Source organism: Intrasporangium sp. (genome assembly GCF_051961875.1).
Classification (GTDB): Bacteria; Actinomycetota; Actinomycetes; order Actinomycetales; family Dermatophilaceae; genus Intrasporangium_A.
In genome coordinates, this window is record NZ_JBQCCV010000183.1 from 1 (window position 1) to 22,136 (window position 22,136).

Sequence of the window (22,136 nt, forward strand, 5' to 3'; positions counted from 1 at the left end):
CCGCACGCGGTCCGTGGACGGACGAGAGGTCGTGCTGTGGCGCAGCGCCGACGGCACACTGCTCGCCGGTCCCGGCACGTGTCCCCACCTCGGGGCCCTGCTCGACGACTGCGAGGTGATGAACGACCGGGTCTATTGCCGGTGGCACGGACTTGCCCTCGGGCCCGGCACGCGACCCGACTGGATGACCTTCCCGGCCGTGGACGATGGGGTGCTGCTGTGGGTCCGCGTGCCCACGGAGGGTGAGGAGGTGGCAGCTTCGCGTGTGCTGCCGCCGCGCCCGCCGCTCGAGCGCTCCTTCGCGACCGTCGTCACGGTCCGAGGCACGTGCGAGCCGTCGGATGTGATCGCGAACCGCCTCGACCCTTGGCACGGCACGTGGTATCACCCCTATGCGTTCAGCCACCTGACCGTCGACGATGCGGCCTCAACGGACGAGTGCCTCGTCGTCGATGTCGCCTTCCGGGTCACGCGTCGCCGTGCGGTGCCGGTCCGTGCCGAGTTCACCTGCCCCGACGCGCGCACCATCGTCATGACGATCGTCGAGGGCGAGGGGGCGGGCAGCGTCGTGGAGACCCACGCCACCCTCCTCGGCCATGACCGGGTCGGCCGGCCGACGTCCGTCATGACAGAGGCGACGATCGCGCACTCGGAGCGGCCCGGTTTCGAGATCGCCCGCCGCGCCGCCGCCGTGCTGCGACCGGCCGTCGCGGCGACGGCACGCCGGCTCTGGGTCGACGACATGGCCTATGCCGAACGGCGGTGGCAGCTGAGGGACCGGGGCGAGACGGTCGGCTACTGACGCCGCTTGTTCGGTTGGTGCAGACCCGGCCTCACCGCCGATCTCGGCGCCGGTAGTCGCTCGCGGACCCAGTGCGCCAGCGGCTGGCCACGGCCCTGCAGGGACACGCTCCAGAGCTCGTGACCGGGCAGGCCCATGCCGGCGAGCAGGGCATTGCCGGCCAGCCACCCGGTGGTGGCGGCCCGCTCCATCAGGGCGACCGGCAGGTCGCAGCGCACCCCGTCACCGGCGAGGACGACGCGGGGATCGGGGGTGCACACCTCGGGCCGGTCCGCCCACGGGTCGGTGCCCGTGAGGGGGCAGTCGTCGGCGAGCAGCCATTCCTCGTGGACCACGCCCGCCCCGGCCAGCTCCGGGTGGAGCCGCTCGAGCTGGTGCCTCAGCTCCACGCGAAGCGCGGCCTCGTCGGGAGCGCGCTGCACGGCATAAGCGTGCAGCTCGACGACGCACCCGCGGTGGCGCCGCGCCCATGCCGCCGCCCCCTCCTCCATCTGGTCGACGAACGTCACGTTGTCGAGGGGCCCGTAGCCGCTCGTGGCCAGGAAGAGGGGGCTGCCGTCGCACGCCAGCCGGTCGAGCCAGAGCCGCCAGACGGCGAAGGGTGGGGTGTGCCGTCGGGCCGCGACCGCCGCACGCCAGGCGTCGTCCAGCCAGGTGGCGCCGGCCACGAGCCGCTGCAGGGACGCAAGGTCGGTGGCGAGCACGACAGCCGAGGCCGTCACGGCCCGACCGTCCGTGCAGTGCCCGCGTATGCCGTTCCCGTCCTCCTCCAGGTGGCTGACCTCCGTGCCGGGCCGCAGGTCGACACCGCGGCGCTCGAGGTAGTCGGCGAGCGGGGCCCAGAGTGCGGTGTCGTAGTCGTCATCGGGGACGTCGAAGAGGAGCCCCTCAGCGGAGCCGGTGAAGTAGGTGTGGAACATCGCCACGAGCTCTCCCCCGGAGAAGTCGCGAGGGTCGGCGAAGAAGCTGCGGGCGAAGACCTCGAGGGCGAGGTGCCGCGCCTGCGGGGGGAAGCGGAGGCGCTCGAGCACCTCGGCAGCGCTGATCCCGTCGTATTCCGTGTAGGTCTCTGGGAACCGCACGTCGAGCAGCCCCAGCGCTGCCCCGACGTCGACGTGTCGCAGGGCGGACAGCGGGAAGCTCGGGCTGCGGGCGACGAACGCGGCGATCGACAGCGGTGGCGTCCGCGGGATCGTCGCGAACGAGTCGGTCGGTCCGCCGGCGAGAGTGAGCGGGTAGTCGGGGACGGGCACGAGCCGTTCGAGGCCCGGGTCGGCCCGGCGCAGCAGGGCGCGGAGGTTGTAGTACTGCCGGAAGAAGGCGTGGAAGCCGCGGCTCATGCTGACCGGCTCACCGAGCGGGGTGGAGGTCGGCCAGGCCCGTGCCCGTCCGCCGAAGGTCGACTCGCGCTCCACCACGACGACGGGCACGCCCCGCTCTGCCAGCGCGGTGGCGGCGGTAAGGCCGGCGATGCCGCCCCCGACGACGAGGACGGGGCGGTGGGGCGGTCGGGGGGTCACGCCGAGTGGCTCCTCCGGCAGGTGGCGCACGGCCCGGGGATCGCGGCCCGGCAGCCACCTCGTCCGCCCGCTGCGCCCGCGTCTCCAGGCGTGCTCAGGCATCGTCGTCCACCTCGGCGTCGTCTCTGGGGTGGGCGGCGCCGAGGCGTCGTTTGGCCCGTTCCCAGAGGATGATCGCGCTGCCCACCATGGCGAAGCCGAAGAGGTAGTCCTCGACCGGCACGTCCCAGGGCCAGCGCACCCCGAGGTACTCCCCCGATGCGTAGCGCACGATCGGCGCCGTGAGCTTGGTCAACCAGCCGTCGACGAGCACCTGGAACCCGGCGACGATGGCCATCGCGACCCAGAACTGGGCCGTGGCGAACACTTTCGTTCCGGACCAGCGCTCGAGGACGATGGTCAGCGCGACCGCGGCGAGGGCGAGGAAGGTGTACTCAGGCATCGCGTCCTCGCCGCCTGTGTGCCGTGCCACTCGACTCGACGGGGGCCTGTCGAGGGGCGCTGATGCGGCGATGACGGACACGAAGGAGGACGTCGCCGACCGCCTCGTAGGTGAGCAGACCGCAGATCGGGACGACGAGGAAGAAGACGAGCTCCTCGAGCGGCATCCCGCCGGGCAGGTCGACTCCCGTGACGTAGGCGGGGTTGTAGCTCCAGTGGCCGCGGTGGATCCCGAGGAGGTCCCATGCGGTGAAGACGAGGACGACCGGCACGAGGGCACGCAGCAGGAGCGTGGGGCGCCGGTAGACCCGGGCGTGGAGGAGGAACTCGAGGGGCAGGGTGACGGCCAGGCAGCCCGCCATGAGGAGGAGGTACTGATAACGCTCCACTCGCCACCTCGCGTTGTGCCGGCCGGTCCGGACGCCACCGCTTCCCTGCCCGTTGGCCCAGCCGCTCACACCTCGCCCGCGCCTACGGGAGAGCGTGACACGTCGTGTGGAGCACGCCAAGGGATGAAGCCATGTGGCTCGCGAGGTCACGCGTCGTCGCGAGGCGCGGGGCGGCATACGCCGTTCGTTCCGTTCGATGTGCGGGGAGGCGAGGTGCCGCTCGGGTCCTAGTCTTCCCGTATGGCGTTCACCGGACTCCCGCACGCGGCCGTCGACTTCTACCTGGCCCTGGAGCAGGACAACAGTCGCGAGTTCTGGCAGGCGGAGCGGGAGACCTACGAGAGGGACGTGCGCGGCCCCATGGTGGCGCTCCTCGTGGTGCTCGAGGACGAGTTCGGGCCCGGCAGGGTCTTCCGCCCCAACCGCAACCTGCGCTTCTCGCAGGACAAGAGCCCGTACAAGACCCACCAGGGCGTCTTCGTCGGCGTCGGGCCGCGGACCGGCTGGTATGCCGAGGTGTCCGCGGACGGCTTCCGGCTCGGGGGTGGCGCCTACCATCTCGATGCACCCGCGCTCACCGCGTTTCGGCGTGCCGTGGACAGCCCCAAGGGCGCGGAGCTGTCCAAGATCGTCGACACGCTGGAGGGCTCGGGCTGGGAGATCGGTGGCGACCGGGTGCAGACGGCGCCGCGCGGCTGGAGCCGAGACCATCCGCGTATCGACCTGCTGCGACACAAATCGCTGAGCGCGATGCAGTGGGTGCGCGATGCCGACGTCGTGACCAGCCCGGCTCTCGCCGAGCACGTGCGAGCCTCGTGGCGTGAGGTGCGGCCTCTCGTCGACTGGCTTGCGGACGTGCTGCGTGAGGAGTCGGGCGCGGGCTGAGACGCCTTCTCCGTGCGGCCGTACAGCGCTGTGATTGGGCCGCCCCGGTGGCTGGGCGCGAGGACACATCGGCGACCGAGGGGCCGCGGCCAGTTCGACGCGTTCGAGGACGGCCCGGACAGCAGAGACAGGCGGCGTAGTGCTGCCCTCCATCACGAGCGCTGGAAGCTCGTCCACAGGGGGGAGCATTGTCAGTGGTCGCACATATGTTTGATCCATGGGCACCGCAGCCACGACAGGAGCCACCCGCCTCGCCGGCGGGCTGGCCGCGCTGTCCGTGGCCGAGGTGCGCGACGAGGCCCGCGTTGAGCTGCCCGGGCTGCCGGCCCGGCTCGCGTCGCTCGCGGCCGAGCTGCGCCTGATCGCCCGCAACTATCCCGTCACGGGGCTCGGGTCGGCCGGGCTCGGCGACGCGATCGAGCAGGCCCAGGCGATCCGGCAGATGGCCCATGCGCTGACCGCGGTCCTGGCGGGCGAGGTCGACCGGCGCGGCATCCCGACCGAGCAGGGGCTGTCCCGCAACGACTGGGTCACCGCCCACTCGCCGAGCCTCGATGGCGGCCAGTGCGCCGCGGTGACCGCCGTCGGTGCCGCCCTGAACGATGGGCGCTGGCGCGACCTGGCCCGAAAGGTCCGCGAGGGACTCGCCACGGTCGAGCAGGCTGCCGTCATCGTCCGGTTCCACAACGACGTGCGCAAGGTGGCCGACCCGCTTCAGCTGCACGAGATCACCGAGTCCCTCGTCGAGCACGTCGAGAGCTTTGGCGTGAAAGAGCTGCGCCAGCTCGCCGCCCAGGCCCGTGCCGCGCTACGCCCACCGAAGGACGTCGAGGACGACGAGGCCCGGATGCGGGCCGGGCGCTCCTTCACCAAGGTCGGGTGCAGCGCGGGCCTGACCGAGTACCGGCTACGCCTGGACCCCGAGGGCGCCGCCATTGTCGACGCGGCGATCGACCCGCTCGCCCGGCCTCGCCCCGACCTCGACTGGGACCACTACCGCCAACCCGGCGACCGCCTCGTGCCCCACCCCCACTCCAGCAACGCCGACGACAGTGAGCGCGCGGGGCACGGCGAGCGGCCGACCTGCCCGCACGTCGAGGACCGGGACTGTGGACCGGTCTGCACCTGTGACCCGACCTGCCCCTGCCGGTCGGACTGCACCACCCCCGCCACCAAGCGCGACCCACGCGGCGCCCCCACCCGGCGCGCCGACGCCCTGCTCGAGCTGATCGGCCGGGCGGTGGCCTCCCCCGAGGGAGTCACCCGCACCCCTCGCACCAAGGTCGTCATCACCATGAGCCTCGAGGCCCTCCTGGCCAGCCTCCGGGACGCCGACTCGTCCTCCACCAGCGCGTTCCGCACCGGAGGCCACGACCCCGCAGAGCAGGGCACCCCGACCGGCGGCATCGGTGGGTTCGGCACGGGACCACGCGGCACCCCGACCGGCGTGACCGACTCCGGAGAGGTCCTCTCCGCCAGCGCGATCCGCCGGCTCGCCTGCGAGGCCAGCATCATCCCCGCCGTGCTCGGCGGCCCCTCGAGCGTGCTCGATCTCGGCTACACCGAGCGCTACTTCACCCCCGCGCAACGCCGCGCCCTCGCGATCCGGGACAAACACTGCTCCTATCCCGGCTGCACCGTCCCCCCGCAGTGGTGCGAGGCCCACCACATCGAGCACTGGTGCCACGGCGGCCCCACCGACCTGACCAACGGCGCCCTGCTCTGCGGCCGGCACCACACGATCGTCCACCAGCTCGAACTGCCGGCCACCGTCACCGCCTCCGGCATCACCTGGCACTTACCAAGCCAACACCGATAACGACCCTGCCCCAGACCCCGCCTCCGGCGGGGTGTGGGGCGTGTCAGGCCAAGGGGCTCTAGACGTTGAAGCGGAACTCCACCACGTCGCCGTCGGCCATGACGTAGTCCTTGCCCTCCATCCGGACCTTGCCCGCAGCCTTCGCCGCGGCCATGGACCCGGCCTCGAGCAGGTCCTCGAAGGACACGATCTCGGCCTTGATGAAGCCGCGCTGGAAGTCGGTGTGGATGACACCCGCCGCCTGTGGAGCGGTCCAGCCCTGCTTGATCGTCCAGGCGCGCGCCTCCTTGGGCCCGGCCGTGAGGTAGGTCTGCAGGCCCAGGGTGTGGAATCCCTTCCTGGCCAGCTGGTCCAGCCCCGACTCCTCGGCCCCGAAACCCTGCAGCATCTCGAGCGCCTCGTCCGGCTCCATGTCCATGAGGTCCATCTCGAGCTTCGCGTTGAGGAAGACCGCATCGGCCGGCGCGACCGACTCGGCGAGCTCCTTCTTGAGCGAGTCGTCGGTCAGCTGGTCCTCGTCGAGGTTGAACACGTAGATGAAGGGCTTTGTGGTGAGCAGACCCAGCCCCGTCGCGATCTCCATGTCGACCCCGGCAGCCGGCCCAGCGGCATACAGCGTCTTGCCCTCCTCGAGCACGCGCTGGGCCGCCATCGCAGTGTCGAGCACGGCCTTGTCGGCCTTCTTGCCCTTGACCTCCTTCTCGAGGCGCGGGACGGCCTTCTCGAGCGTCTGGAGGTCGGCGAGGACGAGTTCGGTCTCGATGGTCTCGATGTCGCTGCCCGGGTCGACCTTGCCGTCGACGTGGACTACGTCGTCGTCCTGGAAGGCGCGCACCACCTGGCAGATCGCGTCGGACTCGCGGATGTTGGCAAGGAACTTGTTGCCGAGCCCCTCCCCCTCGCTCGCGCCGCGGACGAGCCCGGCGATGTCGACGAAGCTCACCGTCGCGGGCACCGTCCGCTCGCTCTTGAAGACCTCGGCGAGCTTGTCCAGCCGCTCATCAGGCAGCGGGACGACGCCGATGTTGGGCTCGATCGTCGCGAACGGGTAGTTCGCAGCGAGGACCTGGTTCTTGGTCAGCGCGTTGAAGAGCGTTGACTTGCCGACGTTCGGCAGTCCGACGATTCCGATGGTGAGTGCCACAAGACGGAGAGTCTAGTTCGCATGTGGCCGGCTCCCGACCACGCCGTATGCCGCGCAGCCGGCTTTGTCCTCGCGCCGGCTCAGAGGGTCGGCTGGGGACGCACGCTGCAGAGCTGGCGGGACTGGGCGACGAGGTTGCCGGCCGAGTCCCAGATCCTGGCGTCCTCCTCCATCAGGTCGCCGGTCAGGGTGTCGCTCGAGATGACGACCCGCAGCCAGCCGGGCTCCGGACGACGGCGGATGTGGCCGGTGAACTCCAGGGTCGGCGCCCACCCGAAGATCCCGAGGTCGAAGGCCACCGGCGGGAAGGCGTCGAGTGCCCACATGAGCATGGTCGAGTCCGGCTCCCTGCCGTCCTTGAGGCGGAGCCAGCCGCGCATGACCCCGCGCATCGAGGGCCGGCCCATCACCCAGCCGGCGGTGTCGGGGTCGAGGCGCAGGTCGACCCGATCGAGGAAGGCGCTGTGGTTGAGGAACTCCGGTGGTGCCATGTCTGACCTCAGGCACTGGTCCGGCGGCGGGAGGTCGGGTGGGTCGGCCTGCCGCGTCGTGTCGACGGTGTCGAGGTTGCCGAACGAGGCGAGGGCCCGCATGCGCTCGACCGGTGCTCCGTCGGGACCCGCCTGGAGGACGCTGACCTGGCCGGTCGACAGGCGGCGCCCGCACCGGAGAGTCCCGGTCGCGACAGTGCAGGGACCGCCGAGCGACGCAGTCATGAAGTAGGCGGACAACGCGACCGGGTCCACGTGGCGGTTCGTCTCGGCGGGGTCGGCGTCGAGGTGTCGCCCGAGGGCCGTGAGCCCGAGCGCCATGACGACCCCGCCGTTGATCGCGTTGCCGATGGCCCAGTCGTCGTGGAAGGCGCCGCTCCACGTGCCGTCGTCTTCTGCGTGGAGCTGCATCGCCTTGTCGAACTCGTGCACGGACCATCTCTAGCAGAGAGTGTCGGTGCGGGCTGACAGGGTGAGGCCATGGACTTGGTCACGCTTCTGGCAGGGCTCGTCATCGGTGTCGTCCTCGGTGCGGCGCTGGCGTGGTCATGGGTGCGTGCCGGGCTCTTGGCGCGCGTGGCGAGCGCGGAGTCGGAGCGCGACGTCCTGCGGGAGACGGCCCTCCGGCTCGAGTCGGCGCGTGAGGATGACGAGGCGACCAGGCTGCTGCTCTCTCCGCTGCGAGAGACGATCGGTCGCGTGGAGCGTCAGGTGGGCGCCTTGGAGCGTGACCGCGTCCACCAGTTCGGCGAGCTGGCCGAACGGTTGACGGCCGTGGGGCGCTCGACCGACTCGCTCCGGTCGGAGACGGCGTCGCTCGCGAGCGCCCTCAACGCCTCGACCACACGCGGGGCGTGGGGTGAGCTGCAGCTGAGGCGGGTCCTCGAGCTGTCCGGGCTGCTGCCGCGATGCGACTTCGACGAGCAGGTGACCAGGGTGAGCCGGCACGGTGCGACGGTGCGCCCCGACGCGGTGATCCACCTGCCGGGTGACCGGCACGTCGTCGTCGACAGCAAGGCGCCGATGTCGCACTTCCTGCAGGCGCAGGGCGACGGCGTCGGGGAGACCGAGCGCGGGGAGCTGCTCGCGGCACACGCCACCGCGCTGCGCCGGCACGTGGAGGCACTGGCTGGGAAGGCGTACTGGACCGCGTTCGACCGGTCCCCTGAGGTGGTCGTCTGCTTCGTGCCGGGTGAGGCCGTCCTCGCCGCCGCCCTGTCGGACGACCCGGGGCTCTATGAGCATGCGCTGTCGCGCAAGGTCGTGCTCGCCTCGCCTGGGACGCTCTTCGCGGTGCTGCGCACCATCGGGGCCATCTGGCAGCAGGATGCGTTGGAGCAGAATGCCCGTGAGCTGCTCCGCCTCGGGCAGGACCTGCATGCCCGGCTCTCCACGCTCGGCGGGCACGTCGTCGGGATGGGGCAGAGCCTGGCCAAGTCGGTCGAGCAGTACAACCGCTTCGTCGGCACGCTCGAGTCGCGCGTGCTCGTCACGGCCCGGCGCATGCGCGAGCTGGACCTCGTCTCCGAGGACGCACCGGACCTGGAGCCGCTCACCGTCGGACCGCGCTCCCTGAGCGCACCGGAGCTGATTCCGTCGTCTCGCGACCGTCGTGATGACGAGTTCCTCGCCCATGAGCGCAGCGACCGGGCGGACCGGCGCGACACCACCGAAGCCGTCTGACCCCGGCCCCGGCCCGGCGACAGGCCACGAAGCCGGCAGCATCCTGTGGCCCGGCTCAGCGGCATAGCTCCCCCCACCGCAGGGGGACGAGGATCAGTGAAGGGAGCCGGCGTCCTCGAAGGCGGCGTCGTGGCGAACCTTCTCGGGGTGCTGCCCGGACATCTGCTTCAGGTCGCGGCGCAGCTCCTTCGGCAGGGCGAACAGGAGCGACTCCTCCGCGGAGACCACGGTCTCGACATCGCCGTAGCCCCGGTCGGCAAGCCACTTGAGCACGTCGCGAACGAGGATCTCGGGCACGCTGGCGCCGGAGGTGACTCCGACCGTCGAGACTCCCTCGAGCCAGGCCTCGTCGATCTCGTCGGCGTAGTCGACGAGATGGCCGGCGCCGGCCCCGTGCTCGAGGGCCACCTCGACGAGGCGCACCGAGTTGGACGAGTTGCGGGAGCCGACGACGAGAATCAGGTCGATGTCCTTGGCCATCTGCTTGACGGCCGCCTGGCGGTTCTGCGTCGCGTAGCAGATGTCGTCGGAGGGCGGGCTCTGCAGCGCCGGGAACTTCTCCTTCAGGCGCTTCACCGTCTCCATCGTCTCGTCGACCGACAGGGTCGTCTGGGAGAGCCAGACGACCTTCTCCGGGTCCCGGACCGTCACCTTGTCGACGTCATCGGGGCCCTCGACGAGCTGGATGTGCTCGGGCGCCTCGCCGGACGTGCCGACGACTTCCTCGTGGCCTTCGTGTCCGATGAGGAGGATGTCGTAGTCACCGTCGGCGTAGCGGACCGCCTCGCGGTGCACCTTCGTGACGAGCGGGCAGGTGGCGTCGATCGTCTTGAGCCGGCGGGCACGAGCCTCCTCGTGCACGACCGGAGCGACACCGTGGGCCGAGAAGATCACCGTGGAGCCCTCGGGGACCTCCTCGGTCTCGTCGACGAAGATCGCCCCCCGCTTCTCCAGGGTGGTCACGACATGCTTGTTGTGGACGATCTGCTTCCGGACGTAGACCGGCGGACCGTAGAGCTCGAGCGCCTTCTCGACCGTCACGACGGCCCGGTCGACCCCGGCGCAGTAACCCCGCGGGGCAGCAAGCAGGACCTTCTTCTCGGGCTCAGGCATGCGTCCATCGTACGTGGTGCCTGTGGATGACCAGGTCGGGCGACCCCTACATCGTGCCGGTCCACCTATCGTTGCTCGCGTGAGCATGACGAACCCGCTGCCGCAGAAGGCGGCCGACACGACGCCGGAGCAGCCCTGGCCGGTCCGCGTGCTCAGCCTCAAGATCTCCGACTACGTCGACCGGATGAGCCAGCTGTGGGTCGAGGGCCAGGTCGTCCAGTTCAACGCCCGCGGGGCAACGGCGTTCCTCACCCTGCGTGACCCCGACGTCGACATGTCGTTGTCGGTCTCGGTGCCGATGAACGCCGTCAACGCGATGTCGATCCCGCTCAGCCAGGGTGCCCGCGTCGTCCTTCAGGCGAAGCCGACGTTCTGGACCAAGCGCGGCACGCTCCAGCTCGAGGCACGGCAGATCCGTCCCGTTGGAATCGGTGACCTGCTCGCCCGGATCGAGATCCTCAAACGGACCCTGGCCGCCGAGGGCCTCTTCGACCGGGAGCGGAAGCGGCCGATCCCCTTCCTGCCGGGACGCGTCGGCCTCATCACCGGACGCAACTCGGCGGCCGAGCGCGACGTCATCGAGAATGCCCGCCGCCGCTGGCCGGCCGTGCGCTTCGAGATTCGCGAGGTCGCCGTCCAGGGGGCGAGCGCCGTCACCGAGGTCGTCGCGGCCCTGCGGGAGCTCGACGCCGACACCAGTGTCGACGTCATCGTCATCGCCCGGGGCGGTGGAGCCCTCGAGGAGCTGCTGCCCTTCTCGAACGAGGCGATGGTCCGGGCCGTGTCCCAGGCACGCACCCCCGTCATCAGCGCGATCGGCCACGAGGTCGACCAGCCGCTCCTCGACCTCGTCGCCGACTGGCGCGCCTCGACCCCGACCGACGCCGGCAAGCGCCTCGTGCCGGACGCCGCTCAGGAGATGGCCACCGTGACCACCGGCCGCCAGCGGATGCGGCACGCCCTGGCTCGACGCGTGGAGGGCGAGCGCCGGTCGCTGAGGTCCCTCACCAGCCGACCGGTCATGGCCGACCCGGTGGCCCTCGTCCGGCTGCGGCGCTCCGAGATCGAGGCCCTCCGGCAGCGCGCCGACACGCGCATCGAGGCCCGGCTCCACCGCGCCGGCGACCAGGTGGAGCACCTGCGCCGCCAGGTCACCGCGCTCTCACCCCAGTCGACGCTGGAGCGCGGCTACGCGGTCGTGCAGCACCGCGACGGACGCATCGTCATGGACCGCGAGGACGTCGGCATCGGCGAGCTGCTCCGGGTGCGCGTCGCTCGCGGCGACTTCGGCGTCCGACCCGTCGCCGCCGGCAGCGACTCGCAGAGCGGGACACCCGACGAGGGCGACCCGTCCGCCGACGGTCGGACCTCGTCTCAGGGCCCGACTGCACCCTCCCCCTCACGCAACCGACGCAAGCGGCCGGCCGCGGCCGCGGAATAGGGTGACCCAATGGCCGACGCCCCCGCCTTCCCCGACATCACCGACCTGCGCTACGAGGACGCCCGCGAGGAGCTCATCGCCATCGTTGCGAAGCTCGAGGCCGGGCAGGCGCCCCTCGAGGACTCGATGCAGCTGTGGCGGCGCGGAGAGGCGCTCGCCGCGCACTGCCAGCGGTGGCTCGACGGCGCGCAGGCCGAGATCGAGCGGACAACGCAGCCAACCGCCACCGCCACGTCCGCCACATCAAGCGAAGACGACGAGGTGCACGCCGACAACGCCGTCTTCGACGACGAGGACGACTGAGCGCCCACGGGAGCGTCGGCCCCGCCCCCCGGGGCGCTGAGCGCCGTCAGGAGGACGGCTTGACCCGCTTGAGGGCGTCGACGAACGTCTTCAGCTCCTGCTCGGAGCCGGTTGTGGTCGCGGCGATGGTGAGGTCGCCGTCATTGGGTCCCTTGAGGACGTAGGCGAACTCGTCACGTGCCTCGACGACGTAGCGCTCCCAGGTCCGCGAGCCGATCTGCACCTCGCCTGCCCGGGTCCCGCCGTTGACGGAGCGCGACAGCCACCCGGGCGTGACGTGGGTCGCCTCCTTGAGCGCGATGTCGGCTCCGCTGGGCGTCGTCCACACCGACGTGAAGGTCCGCACCTTGTCGGTGAGCGGGGAGTCGGTTGCGACGACCGGCACCCAGTCCTTGCCGAGCCCCGAGGGCAGCTCGACCGGCCACCCCGTGAGCTGAGCCACGTAGGCACCCTTGCCCGCAGCGTCGACGGCGGGCCGCTCGACGTGGTTGATACGCGGGACGATCGCGATGAGCCCCGCGACGATGACCCCGAGCACGAGCATCGAGCGCACCATGTTGGGCAGGGAGCCCAGGGAGTAGGCGCTGCGCTGGGGTTGGGGAGAGCTCACCGGGACATCCTCCCCGACGCCGTCGAGGAGACCAAACCGGTGCTGTCCTGCACCGATAGAGTTGCAGCGACAGCCGCGCCGACGAAGGACTCGATGATGAGAGCCAGCACCCCTGACCGCAACCTTGCCCTCGAGCTCGTCCGGGTCACGGAGGCCGCCGCGATGGCTGGTGGCCGCTGGGTGGGCCGCGGCGAGAAGAACAAGGCCGACGGTGCCGCGGTCGAGGCGATGCGGGCGATGATCTCGACGGTCAGCATGAACGGCATCGTCGTCATCGGCGAAGGCGAGAAGGACAACGCCCCGATGCTCTACAACGGCGAGCACGTCGGCGACGGCACCGGCCTCGAGTACGACGTCGCGGTCGACCCGATCGACGGCACGACGCTGACCGCCAAGGGCATGCCCAACGCCGTGTCGGTCATGGCCGTGGCGGGTCGCGGTGCGATGTACGACCCCTCCGCGGTCTTCTACATGGACAAGCTGGCGACCGGTCCCGAAGCGGCTGACGTCGTCGACATCCGGCTGCCTGTCGCCGAGAACATCCGGCGCATCGCGAAGGCCAAGCACGAGACTCCCGCCGACATCACGGTCGTCATCCTCGACCGGGCCCGGCACGAGCACCTGGCCCAGGAGGTGCGCGAGACCGGCGCCCGGATCCGCTACATCACCGACGGTGACGTCGCCGGCGCCGTCATGGCGGCGCGGCCCAACACCGGTGTCGACCTGCTCCTCGGCATCGGCGGTACGCCCGAGGGCATCATCGCGGCCTGTGCCATCAAGTGCGTCGGCGGCGTGATCCAGGGCAAGCTGTGGCCGAAGGACGACGACGAGCGCCAGAAGGCCCTCGACGCCGGGCACGACCTCGACCGGGTCCTCTCGACCGACGACCTCGTCACCGGCGACTGCTTCTTCGTCGCGACCGGCATCACCGACGGCGAGCTGCTGCGCGGCGTGCGCTACGGCAGCAACTCCGCGCGCACCCACTCCCTCGTCATGCGTTCGCGCAGCGGCACCATCCGCACCATCGAGAGCGAGCACAACTTCAGCCGGCCGGGCTGGTTCGGCAGCACCGAGATGATCGAACCCTGACGTGCATACCCTCGTCGTCGGTGAGGCCCTCATCGACCGCGTGACGGCCCCCGACGGCTCGGTCGCCGAACACGTCGGCGGCAGCCCCGCCAACGTCGCCTTCGGGCTCGGCGCGCTGGGGCACGGCGTCGAGCTCGCGACCTGGCTCGGTCCGGACGCCCACGGGGCCCGGATCGAGGAGGTATGCCGCTCACGCGGCATACCTCTCACCCCCGGTTCGCACGGGGCGGCGTCCACCCCGGTCGCGCACGCGCTCCTCGACGCGCGCGGCTCGGCGACCTACACCTTCGACCTCGAATGGGCGCCGGAGTCCTTCCCGAGCCATGCGGTGTACGGGCACATCCACCTCGGCAGCATCGGAGCCGTCCTCCAGCCGGGGGCCGGTCGAGTGCGACGCTTCCTCGAGGAAGCCCGAGACACCGCCACGATCTCCTATGACCCGAACCTCCGACCGGCTCTGATGACCCTTGAGGAGGCTCGGGACGCCGTAGCCGCGGCCGTCCCGCTCGCCGACGTGGTCAAGGCGAGCGACGAGGACGTCGACTGGATCGCCCCGGATAAGCCATTGGAGGACGTGGCGGCCGAGTGGGGCGGCCTCGGGCCATCGCTCGTCGTCGTGACGCGGGGCGGGGAGGGCGCCCTCGTGCACGTCACCGGCTCTGGCGAGCAGCTGAGCCTGCCTGCCGCGGCCACACGTCTCGTCGACACCGTCGGTGCGGGCGACTCGTTCATGGCCGGACTCCTCTCCGGGCTCCTGGACGCGGGCCTGCTGGGGTCCCCCGACGCCCGGGACGGCCTCCGCAAGGCGTCTCTCGAGGACGTGACCCCCGCCGTGCAGCGCGCCCTCGCGACGGCCGCGCGGACGGTGGCGGTGGCCGGCGCCTACGCACCCTCGCGCGCCGAGCTGGCCTGAGCGACCCGCACCTGGCCTGAGCCACCCCCAGCCGCCGAATCGACAAGGACGACGACCGGAGGCGACAATCCCGTGGGGACGCGGCCAGCCGGTCCCCCGTCCAGCTTCGAAGTGACCAGGAGGAGACGAGTGAGCCAGCAGCCCGAGGCCCCTCGTCGGAACATCGGCCCCTACCAGCGCAGTCTGCTCGAACTGCAGGCTGCCCAACGGGAAGGCGAGCGGCAGGCGTCCCGCCGACGCCGTCAACGGATGCGGATCGCCGCCGTCGTGGCCGTAGTCACGCTCGTCGTCGCGGCGATCGGCACTGGCGTCTGGTGGATGGGACGCCCGGGCGACGGCACCGCGGCGTCGGGCCCGCAGCAGCAGCGGTGCGCGACGACCACGCCGGTTCGGATCTGGGCTCCGGCCTCGGCTCGCCCCGCGCTCGACGCGGCGGCGAAGGCATACGGCGCCACGGCGAACGCGGTCTGTGCCACCTTCAGCGTGGAAGCCCGCCCGGCCGCGGACGTGGTCGCTGACCTGAGCGCCGACGGGGCAGGTCGCCCGGACGCGTGGGTGGTGGACTCGCCCGTCTGGGTCGACAAGGTGACGACGGCCAAGAAGGTGCCGCTCGAGCCGTCCCAACCCTTCGCGACGAGCCCCCTCGTCCTCGTCGTGGGGAAGCAGTCGGCGTCGGCCGTGCCGGCCGGCAGCCGGTGGAAGGACCTGCTCACCTCAGACCAGTCGCTTCGGCTCAGCGACCCGCGCTCGACCACGGCCGGGCTGCTCACGCTCACCACTGCTTTGCCGTCGCTGGGCAGCGACGCGCAGACGGTCCTGCCGAAGCTGGCCGCGACGGTGGCCCCGTCGACCGAGGAGCTGTTCGCCGCCGGCGCGAAGGGCAAAGGCAAGGCAGCGATCTTCCCCGCCGCCGAGGCCGATGTCATCGCGCACAACCGGGCGGGCAAGTCCGACGACCTCGCCGCCGTGGTGCCCGGTGGGCAGACGGCTGCCTTCCAGTACTCCCTCGTCGGCGTCGCGACGGATCCCGCGAAGAAACAGGCCATCCAGGGACTGCGCGGCTTCCTGACGAGCGAGGCGGCGGCCGCAACCCTGGCGGCGGGCGGGCTGCGTCCGACGGCCGACACCAAGGCAGTGCCGATGGGTTCCGGCGCCGTGAGCGCCACCTTCAGCGCCACGGCGCCACCCGCGAAGGCCCTCACTGCCGCCACGAACTCGTGGCAGGCGGCGACCCTCGACTTCCGACTCCTCGCGGTCATCGACGTCTCGGGGTCGATGAAGGAGCGGGCCGGGGCCTCCACCCGCATCGCCCTCACCCAGCAGGCGGCGACCCTCGCCCTCGACGCGCTCCCGAAGTCGACCGAGCTCGGACTCTGGGCCTTCTCGATCGGCATCGGCGAGCAGGGGGCGGACTACAGGGAGCTCGCTCCGATCGGCCCGCTCAGCGACGAGCAGCACCGCGCGGCGGTGACCCAGGGCACGGCGTCCCTGTCGAGGCAGGTCGGCGGCGGCACCGGTCTCTACGACACCATCTGGGCGGCGTACCAGCGGGTGCTCGACGGCTGGGAGCCCGGCCACGTCAACGCGGTCGTCATCCTTACGGACGGCAAGAACGACAACCCGCGAGGCCTCACCCTGGCCCAGCTGACCGCGCGCCTGTCGAAGGCCGACCCGAAGCGGCCGGTCGCGATCACGACCATCGGCATCGGCCCCGACGTCGACGCGAAGGCCCTGTCGCAGATCTCCACGATGATGCACTCTGAGTACTACCCGGCGCCGCGTCCGCAGGACATGCAGGAGGTCCTCGCCAAGGCACTGCTGGATCACAACTGCAAGGACGGGGTCTGCGCCTGACGCCAAGGCGTGAGGACCCGACCGAGCGCCAGCGAGGGAGGCCCGGAGCGCCGATTCGGCGTCAGGCGCCATCGGGCTCGGCCTGATCCGTCGAGCGGTCACTTTCTGACGGTCGAGCGGTCAGATTGAGGCCTGGCGACGGCCGGGAAGTGGGTACGCGACTAGGGCCTGGTGCCCTTCAACAAGCGGGAGGTATGCCGATCAGCTCGTGAGCTGTGCGGCATACCTCCTGCTCGCGGGCCTTGCGCCAGAGGTCAGGCGGTCGCGGCCTCCCGCGCCCGTGCCCGCTCGAGCGCGTTGCGGCGGTCGTCCTCGGCGTCGCGGGCGATCTGTGCGGCCTTGTCCTCGTCGCGTGTCAGGCACTCGCCGGACCCTGCGTCGAAGACGTGCATCGAGCGGGGATCGAAGGTGAAGGTCGCCTCGTCCCCCTCGCGGATGCGCGAGCGGGCGTCGAGGTTGACGACCATCTGGGTGCGCATGCCCTCACCGTCGAGGTCGCGGTCGAGCTCCTCGAGCATCGCTTGCACGGAAGGGTCGGGCTCGAACGGGACGTAGGCGTACTGCTCGTTGCCGAGCCATTCGGTGACATCGACGGTCGCGTTGAACGTCGCTCCCCCGGCGACGTCGCCGAGGCTCGCATCCTTGATGTGCTCGGGCCGCAGGCCGACGATGACGACCTCATTGCCCGCCACCTTGCCGGCCAGGTCCGGTCCGATCGGGACGTCGCCGAACGGCAGCGACAGCCGCCCGTCGGCGACCCTCGCCGGCAGGAAGTTCATCGGCGGGCTGCCGATGAAGCCGGCGACGAAGAGGTTGACCGGCTGGTCGTAGAGCTCCCGCGGCGAGGCGCACTGCTGCAGCACGCCCTTCTTGAGGACCGCAACGCGGTCGCCGAGCGTCATCGCCTCGATCTGGTCGTGCGTGACGTAGACGGTCGTCACACCGAGCCGGCGCTGCATCCGGGCGATCTCGGTGCGCATCTGGCCGCGGAGCTTGGCGTCGAGGTTCGACAACGGCTCGTCGAAGAGGAACGCGTCCGCGTCACGGACGATGGCCCGGCCCATCGCGACCCGCTGGCGCTGCCCTCCCGAGAGGTTCGACGGCTTGCGCTCGAGGTGCTCGGTCAGCTCGAGCATGTCGGCCGCGGTCGTGACCTTCTCGCGGATCTGCTGCTCCGAGTGCTGCCCCCTGGCGAGGCGCAGGGGGAAGGCGATGTTCTCGAAGACGGTCAGGTGCGGGTAGAGGGCGTAGTTCTGGAACACCATCGACAGGTTGCGGTCCCGGGGCGCGAGGTCGTTGACCCGGTTGCCGTTGATGAGCAGGTCGCCGGAGGTGATGTCCTCGAGACCGACGATCATGCGTAGCAGGGTCGACTTGCCGCACCCCGACGGGCCGACGAGGATCATGAACTCGCCGTCGGCGATGTCGAGCGACACGTCATTGACCGCGGGGAAACCGTCGCCGTACTGCTTGACGAGGTGCTTGAGGACGATCTCAGCCATGGTTTCGAACTCCTTTGCGGATTCAGGCGATCCGGGCCTCAGCCCTTGACCGCACCCGAGGTCAGGCCGGCGACGATGCGTCGCTGGAAGAGCAGGACGAGGATGACGACGGGGATGGTCACGACGACGGCCGCCGCCATGATCCCGCCGGTGGGCTGCTCGAACTGGGAGGCTCCCGTGAAGAACGCGAGCGCCGCCGGAACGGTGCGCGCCTTGTCCGCGGTGAGCGAGATGGCGAAGACGAAGTCGTTCCACGCCGTGAAGAACGTGATGATCGCCGTCGTGAACACCCCTGGCGCGGCGAGCGGCACGATGACCTTGCGGAAGGCTTGCCAGGTCGTGGCACCGTCGACCTGGGCGGCCTGCTCCATCTCCCACGGGATCTGCTGGAAGAACGCGGCGAGGATCCAGATCGACAGTGGCAGGGTCAGGGACAGATACGGGATGATCAGGCCCGGGATCGTGTCGAACAGCCCGACGTTGCGCCACACGTCGAACAGCGGCGTCACCATCGCGATGACGGGGAAGAAGGACACCCCGAGCGCAGTCGTGAGGATCATCCGCTTGCCCGGGAACTGCAGCCGGGCGATGGCATAGGCGCAGAACGTCGCGAGAACGACGCTGATCACCGTCGACGAGAGGCACACGACGATCGAGTTGCGCAGGGCGGGTAGGAACAGGTCGCTGGCCCCTCCTGTGAAGATGAGCTGGTAGTTCTCCCAGCTGATCTGCTTCGGCCAGAAGTTGCCGAGGATGTTCGCATCCGGGTTCGCGAGGGCGTCCTTGCCCTTGAGCGACAACGCAAGCGTCCACAGCAGCGGAATGAGGGTCCAGATGATGATGGGGATGGCGATGATCGAGTAGACACCGGTCCCCTTGGCGTCGTCCCTGGTGGCCATGGCTCAGCTCCTCCCGCCCGCGAGATCGACCTTGAAGGCCCTGACGAAGATCCAGGCGATGAGCAGGACGAACAGGAAGAGCAGCACGGCGAGCGCCGAGCCCATCCCGATCTCCACCCGGTCGATCGTCTGGTTGTACGTCAACATCGACAGGGACGACGTGTTGTTGGCGCCCCCCGTCATGATGAAGATGTTGTCGAAGATGCGGAACGCGTCGAGGGTCCGGAAGAGCAGCGCCACCATGATCGCCGCCTTCATGTTCGGCAGGATCACCCGGGTCAGGCGCTGCCAGTAGGTCGCCCCGTCGACCTCGGCCGCCTCCTCCATCGAGGTGTCGATCTGCGCGAGCCCGGCGAGGAGCAGGAGCGACATGAACGGTGTCGTCTTCCAGATCTCCGACAGGCAGATGACGAAGATCGACCCCCAGAAGCCACCGAACCAGTCGGTGTTGGCGCTGATGCCGGGCACCCAGGAGAACCAGTGGTTGATGTAGCCGGTGTCGGTGCGGAACGCGTAGAACCAGGCGAACGCGGAGACGACGGTGATGATCGCGTAGGGGATCAGCACGATGGTGCGCAGGGTGCGGCGCGGGATGACGATCTTGTGCATCACCATCGCGATGACCATGCCGAGGAAGAACTCGATGACCACGGTGATGACGGTGATGAGGGCGGTCACGCCGACCGCCGCCCAGAAGACGGAGTCGGTCAGGGCAACGCCGTAGTTGCCGAGGAACGTGAAGTGCCTGCTCTGAGGATCGGTGAGCCGGTAGCTGTAGAACGAGTTCCAGATCGCCTGCAGGATCGGATAGCCGGTGACGGCGACCATGATGACGAAGGCCGGCATGGCGAGGCGCCAGCCGAGGTTTCGCTCGGCCCTGGACCGGTCGGAGAGATGGCGGCGGCGGTCCTCCTGCCGGGCGACCGGCCTGCCGTGGCGCTCGACGTCGAGCTCGGGGGTGGCACTCACAGCAACGCATCTCCCTTCAGGACGGCCGAGATGAGGTTGGCCGCGTCCCTGGGCGTGGTGTTCGGGTCGACCGAGCTCGGTGGGCTGAAGACCCGTTGGATGGCGCTCGACACGTCGCCGTAGTACTGCGTCAGCGGGCGTGGTGCGGCAGCATCGAGTGACTCGCGGATCAGCTCGGCCATCGGGAACTGCTTCTTGATCTCGGGGTCGTCATAGACCGTCTTGTCCGCCGCGGGGTTGCCGGTGCCGAGCATGTAGAGCTTCTGGTGCGCCGGGGTGGTGATGCACTTGATCGCATCCCACGCTTCCGCCTTGTGCGGGCTCACGGCGTTGACGCCGAGCTCGATGCCGCCGAAGGGCGGCCTGCTCGGCTGGCCCTGCACCGTCTGTGGGTAGCGCGCCCACCCCACGTCGTCGATGAACGGCACCTTGTTGCCGGGCAGCGCTGCCCAGACGTAGGGCCAGTTGACGAGGAAACCACTCGTCGCCTCGCTGGAGAACAGGTCGAGGGCCGCCGTCTCGTCGAGCGAGCCCATCGCTGGACCGGCGACCCCCTGCTGGGCGACCTTCTGGATGACCGCCGCAGCGGCCTGGCCGCTCGGGGAGTCCAGGCCGAACCTCAGCTGGTCACCGCTCGCCCCCGGGTTCTCGATGATCTGGCCGCCGGCGCCCGCGACGAGAGCGTTGATCCAGACCATGTAGCCCTCGTAGCGCTTGGCCTGGACACCGATCGTCTTGTTCTGCGACTTGGCGGCCTCGATGACCTGGCTCCAGGTCACCGGCTGGTTCATGTCGAGCCCGGCCGCCTTGGCCACGGACTTGCGGTACCAGAGCAGCTGCGTGTTCGCCCACATCGGGGCGGCGATGAGCTTCCCCTTCCAGGTGGAAGCCTCGACGCTCGGCTTCACGGCGTTGCGGGTGAACGTGTCGGCATCTGCCGCGGGCACGGGGTCCAGGAACCCGGCCTGCGCGAACTCGGCGACGAAGACCGGGTCCATCGACATCAGGTCGGTGCCGGTGTCCTTCGCCGCGAGCCGGCGCAGCAGCTGCTGGCGCTGATCGCTCGCGCTGTTGGGCAGCAGCTGGATCTTGATCGAGTAGCGGCCCTGCGACGCGTCCGTGCACTCCTTCGCAAGCTGCGCCTGACCGCCCTTCGTCGGATCCGAGCCGCCGCCGTCAGGGTTGATGTACCAGGTCAGCACCGGGGGTCCGGAACCTGCGCTCGAGGAGCCGCAGGCGCTCAGGGCCAGCCCGGACGCCGCCGCGAGGGCTGCGAGCACGGCCACCGTGCGGTGCCTTCGGTTGGAACTGCCCACTCCTGCTCCTCCCGCCGAGCCAGCGACCAGGGGAGGCAGGACGCCGGCGTCCGTTGCACATCTTGGGTCCTTCCTACAGCAGAGGTGTGACGTACGCCACCCCACCGCGGGTCGTAACCTTGGCGCAGTCCACCTACCCATTCAGGAGCCAGCGAGTGAGCGAGTTCGCGTACGAAGACATGCTGCCGATCGGCGCGGACGAGACGCCGTACCGCCTCATCACCACTGAGGGGGTCCGGACGGTGGAGGGCCCGGGCGACCGCACCTTCCTCGAGGTGGACCCTGAGGCGCTGCGACTGCTCACCGAGACCGCGATGCACGACATCGCGCACTACCTCCGGCCCGGGCACCTGCAGCAGCTGCGCAACATCCTCGACGACCCCGAGGCGAGCAACAACGACAAGTTCGTCGCGCTCGACCTGCTCAAGAACGCCAACATCGCCGCCGGTGGCGTGCTGCCGATGTGCCAGGACACCGGTACGGCGATCGTCATGGGCAAGCGGGGCCAGCAGGTACTGACCCGGGGCAGCGACGAGGAGCCGATCGCCCGCGGTGTCTACGACGCCTACACCCGGCTCAACCTGCGCTACAGCCAGATGGCGCCCCTGACCACGTGGGACGAGCGCAACACCGGCTCCAACCTCCCGGCCCAGATCGAGCTCTACGCGGACACCGCGGAGGGCCACGAGACGACATACAAGTTCCTCTTCATGGCCAAGGGCGGCGGCTCGGCGAACAAGAGCTTCCTCTTCCAGGAGACGAAGGCCATCCTCAACGAGGATGCCATGATGCGCTTCCTGGACGAGAAGCTGCGCTCCCTCGGCACGGCGGCCTGCCCGCCGTACCACCTCGCGATCGTCATCGGGGGCACGAGCGCGGAGTTCGCCCTCAAGACCGCGAAGTACGCCTCCGCGAAGTACCTCGACACCCTCCCCAAGCAGGGCTCGATGACG

General features: G+C 70.3%; 21 protein-coding genes. 10 read left to right on the forward strand and 11 right to left on the reverse strand.

Features of this window, described 5'->3' with window-relative positions:
* The coding region (locus ACTHJJ_RS10930) for a DUF5914 domain-containing protein (RefSeq protein WP_440302971.1) at positions 1-802 on the forward strand (802 nt) is incomplete at its 5' end.
* On the opposite strand, the gene ACTHJJ_RS10935 is transcribed toward ACTHJJ_RS10930, so the two are convergent.
* The 3 genes from ACTHJJ_RS10935 to ACTHJJ_RS10945 are packed head-to-tail and all read right to left on the reverse strand — an operon-like array spanning position 796 to position 3,152.
* Positions 796-2,424, reverse strand: a complete 1,629-nt coding sequence (locus tag ACTHJJ_RS10935; protein WP_440302972.1) for an FAD-dependent oxidoreductase — start codon at positions 2,422-2,424, stop codon at positions 796-798. The genes ACTHJJ_RS10930 and ACTHJJ_RS10935 overlap by 7 nt on opposite strands.
* On the reverse strand, positions 2,417-2,764 hold the full coding sequence (locus ACTHJJ_RS10940; RefSeq protein WP_440302973.1) for a lycopene cyclase domain-containing protein: 348 nt from the start codon (positions 2,762-2,764) through the stop codon (positions 2,417-2,419). Before ACTHJJ_RS10940 ends, ACTHJJ_RS10935 begins: the two co-directional genes overlap by 8 nt.
* The gene (locus ACTHJJ_RS10945; RefSeq protein ID WP_440302974.1) at positions 2,757-3,152 is read right to left on the reverse strand and encodes a lycopene cyclase domain-containing protein; all 396 of its coding nucleotides are present in this window, start codon (positions 3,150-3,152) and stop codon (positions 2,757-2,759) included. Before ACTHJJ_RS10945 ends, ACTHJJ_RS10940 begins: the two co-directional genes overlap by 8 nt.
* Before the next feature lie 240 nt (positions 3,153-3,392).
* On the opposite strand from ACTHJJ_RS10945, the gene ACTHJJ_RS10950 reads away from it, so the two are divergent.
* Both ACTHJJ_RS10950 and ACTHJJ_RS10955 read left to right on the forward strand, forming a co-directional pair.
* Positions 3,393-4,037 (forward strand): DUF2461 domain-containing protein, encoded by a 645-nt coding sequence (locus ACTHJJ_RS10950; RefSeq protein ID WP_440302975.1) that lies wholly within the window; start codon positions 3,393-3,395, stop codon positions 4,035-4,037.
* A 217-nt stretch (positions 4,038-4,254) separates the two neighbouring features.
* Positions 4,255-5,856 carry a DUF222 domain-containing protein gene (locus tag ACTHJJ_RS10955; protein ID WP_440302976.1) on the forward strand — a complete coding sequence of 534 codons (1,602 nt, stop codon included), beginning with the start codon at positions 4,255-4,257 and terminating at the stop codon, positions 5,854-5,856.
* Between the two features lie 58 nt (positions 5,857-5,914).
* Here ACTHJJ_RS10955 and ychF read toward each other — a convergent pair whose 3' ends face one another.
* Positions 5,915-7,000 (reverse strand): redox-regulated ATPase YchF, encoded by a 1,086-nt coding sequence (gene ychF / locus ACTHJJ_RS10960; RefSeq protein WP_440302977.1) that lies wholly within the window; start codon positions 6,998-7,000, stop codon positions 5,915-5,917.
* A gap of 80 nt (positions 7,001-7,080) precedes the next feature.
* Positions 7,081-7,923, reverse strand: a complete 843-nt coding sequence (locus ACTHJJ_RS10965) for a thioesterase family protein (RefSeq protein WP_440302978.1) — start codon at positions 7,921-7,923, stop codon at positions 7,081-7,083.
* Between the two features lie 48 nt (positions 7,924-7,971).
* On the opposite strand from ACTHJJ_RS10965, the gene ACTHJJ_RS10970 reads away from it, so the two are divergent.
* On the forward strand, positions 7,972-9,174 hold the full coding sequence (locus ACTHJJ_RS10970; protein WP_440302979.1) for a DNA recombination protein RmuC: 1,203 nt from the start codon (positions 7,972-7,974) through the stop codon (positions 9,172-9,174).
* Between the two features lie 93 nt (positions 9,175-9,267).
* Here ACTHJJ_RS10970 and ACTHJJ_RS10975 read toward each other — a convergent pair whose 3' ends face one another.
* Positions 9,268-10,287, reverse strand: a complete 1,020-nt coding sequence (locus tag ACTHJJ_RS10975) for a 4-hydroxy-3-methylbut-2-enyl diphosphate reductase (protein WP_440302980.1) — start codon at positions 10,285-10,287, stop codon at positions 9,268-9,270.
* Between the two features lie 85 nt (positions 10,288-10,372).
* Between ACTHJJ_RS10975 and xseA the strand changes: the two genes are divergently transcribed.
* Both xseA and ACTHJJ_RS10985 read left to right on the forward strand, forming a co-directional pair.
* Complete coding sequence (xseA, locus tag ACTHJJ_RS10980; RefSeq protein WP_440302990.1) at positions 10,373-11,728, forward strand: exodeoxyribonuclease VII large subunit; 1,356 nt, start codon at positions 10,373-10,375, stop codon at positions 11,726-11,728.
* A gap of 9 nt (positions 11,729-11,737) precedes the next feature.
* Complete coding sequence (locus ACTHJJ_RS10985; RefSeq protein ID WP_440302981.1) at positions 11,738-12,031, forward strand: exodeoxyribonuclease VII small subunit; 294 nt, start codon at positions 11,738-11,740, stop codon at positions 12,029-12,031.
* Between the two features lie 46 nt (positions 12,032-12,077).
* Here ACTHJJ_RS10985 and ACTHJJ_RS10990 read toward each other — a convergent pair whose 3' ends face one another.
* Positions 12,078-12,641 (reverse strand): DUF4245 domain-containing protein, encoded by a 564-nt coding sequence (locus ACTHJJ_RS10990; RefSeq protein WP_440302982.1) that lies wholly within the window; start codon positions 12,639-12,641, stop codon positions 12,078-12,080.
* A 96-nt stretch (positions 12,642-12,737) separates the two neighbouring features.
* Between ACTHJJ_RS10990 and glpX the strand changes: the two genes are divergently transcribed.
* From glpX to ACTHJJ_RS11005, 3 genes are all read left to right on the forward strand, one after another.
* Complete coding sequence (glpX, locus tag ACTHJJ_RS10995; RefSeq protein ID WP_440302983.1) at positions 12,738-13,730, forward strand: class II fructose-bisphosphatase; 993 nt, start codon at positions 12,738-12,740, stop codon at positions 13,728-13,730.
* A gap of 1 nt (position 13,731) precedes the next feature.
* Entirely contained in the window at positions 13,732-14,643 is a 912-nt protein-coding gene (locus ACTHJJ_RS11000; protein ID WP_440302984.1) for a PfkB family carbohydrate kinase, read from the forward strand.
* A 129-nt stretch (positions 14,644-14,772) separates the two neighbouring features.
* Complete coding sequence (locus tag ACTHJJ_RS11005) at positions 14,773-16,497, forward strand: substrate-binding domain-containing protein (RefSeq protein WP_440302985.1); 1,725 nt, start codon at positions 14,773-14,775, stop codon at positions 16,495-16,497.
* Between the two features lie 254 nt (positions 16,498-16,751).
* Here ACTHJJ_RS11005 and ACTHJJ_RS11010 read toward each other — a convergent pair whose 3' ends face one another.
* From ACTHJJ_RS11010 to ACTHJJ_RS11025, 4 genes are all read right to left on the reverse strand, one after another.
* The gene (locus tag ACTHJJ_RS11010) at positions 16,752-17,999 is read right to left on the reverse strand and encodes an ABC transporter ATP-binding protein (protein WP_440302986.1); all 1,248 of its coding nucleotides are present in this window, start codon (positions 17,997-17,999) and stop codon (positions 16,752-16,754) included.
* Positions 18,000-18,037: 38 nt separating this feature from the next.
* On the reverse strand, positions 18,038-18,898 hold the full coding sequence (locus ACTHJJ_RS11015; RefSeq protein ID WP_440302987.1) for a carbohydrate ABC transporter permease: 861 nt from the start codon (positions 18,896-18,898) through the stop codon (positions 18,038-18,040).
* A gap of 3 nt (positions 18,899-18,901) precedes the next feature.
* Positions 18,902-19,744 carry a carbohydrate ABC transporter permease gene (locus ACTHJJ_RS11020; protein WP_440302991.1) on the reverse strand — a complete coding sequence of 281 codons (843 nt, stop codon included), beginning with the start codon at positions 19,742-19,744 and terminating at the stop codon, positions 18,902-18,904.
* A 119-nt stretch (positions 19,745-19,863) separates the two neighbouring features.
* Complete coding sequence (locus ACTHJJ_RS11025) at positions 19,864-21,183, reverse strand: extracellular solute-binding protein (protein ID WP_440302988.1); 1,320 nt, start codon at positions 21,181-21,183, stop codon at positions 19,864-19,866.
* Between the two features lie 155 nt (positions 21,184-21,338).
* Here ACTHJJ_RS11025 and ACTHJJ_RS11030 point away from each other — a divergent pair.
* On the forward strand, positions 21,339-22,136 hold a 798-nt coding region (locus ACTHJJ_RS11030), incomplete at its 3' end, for a fumarate hydratase (RefSeq protein ID WP_440302989.1).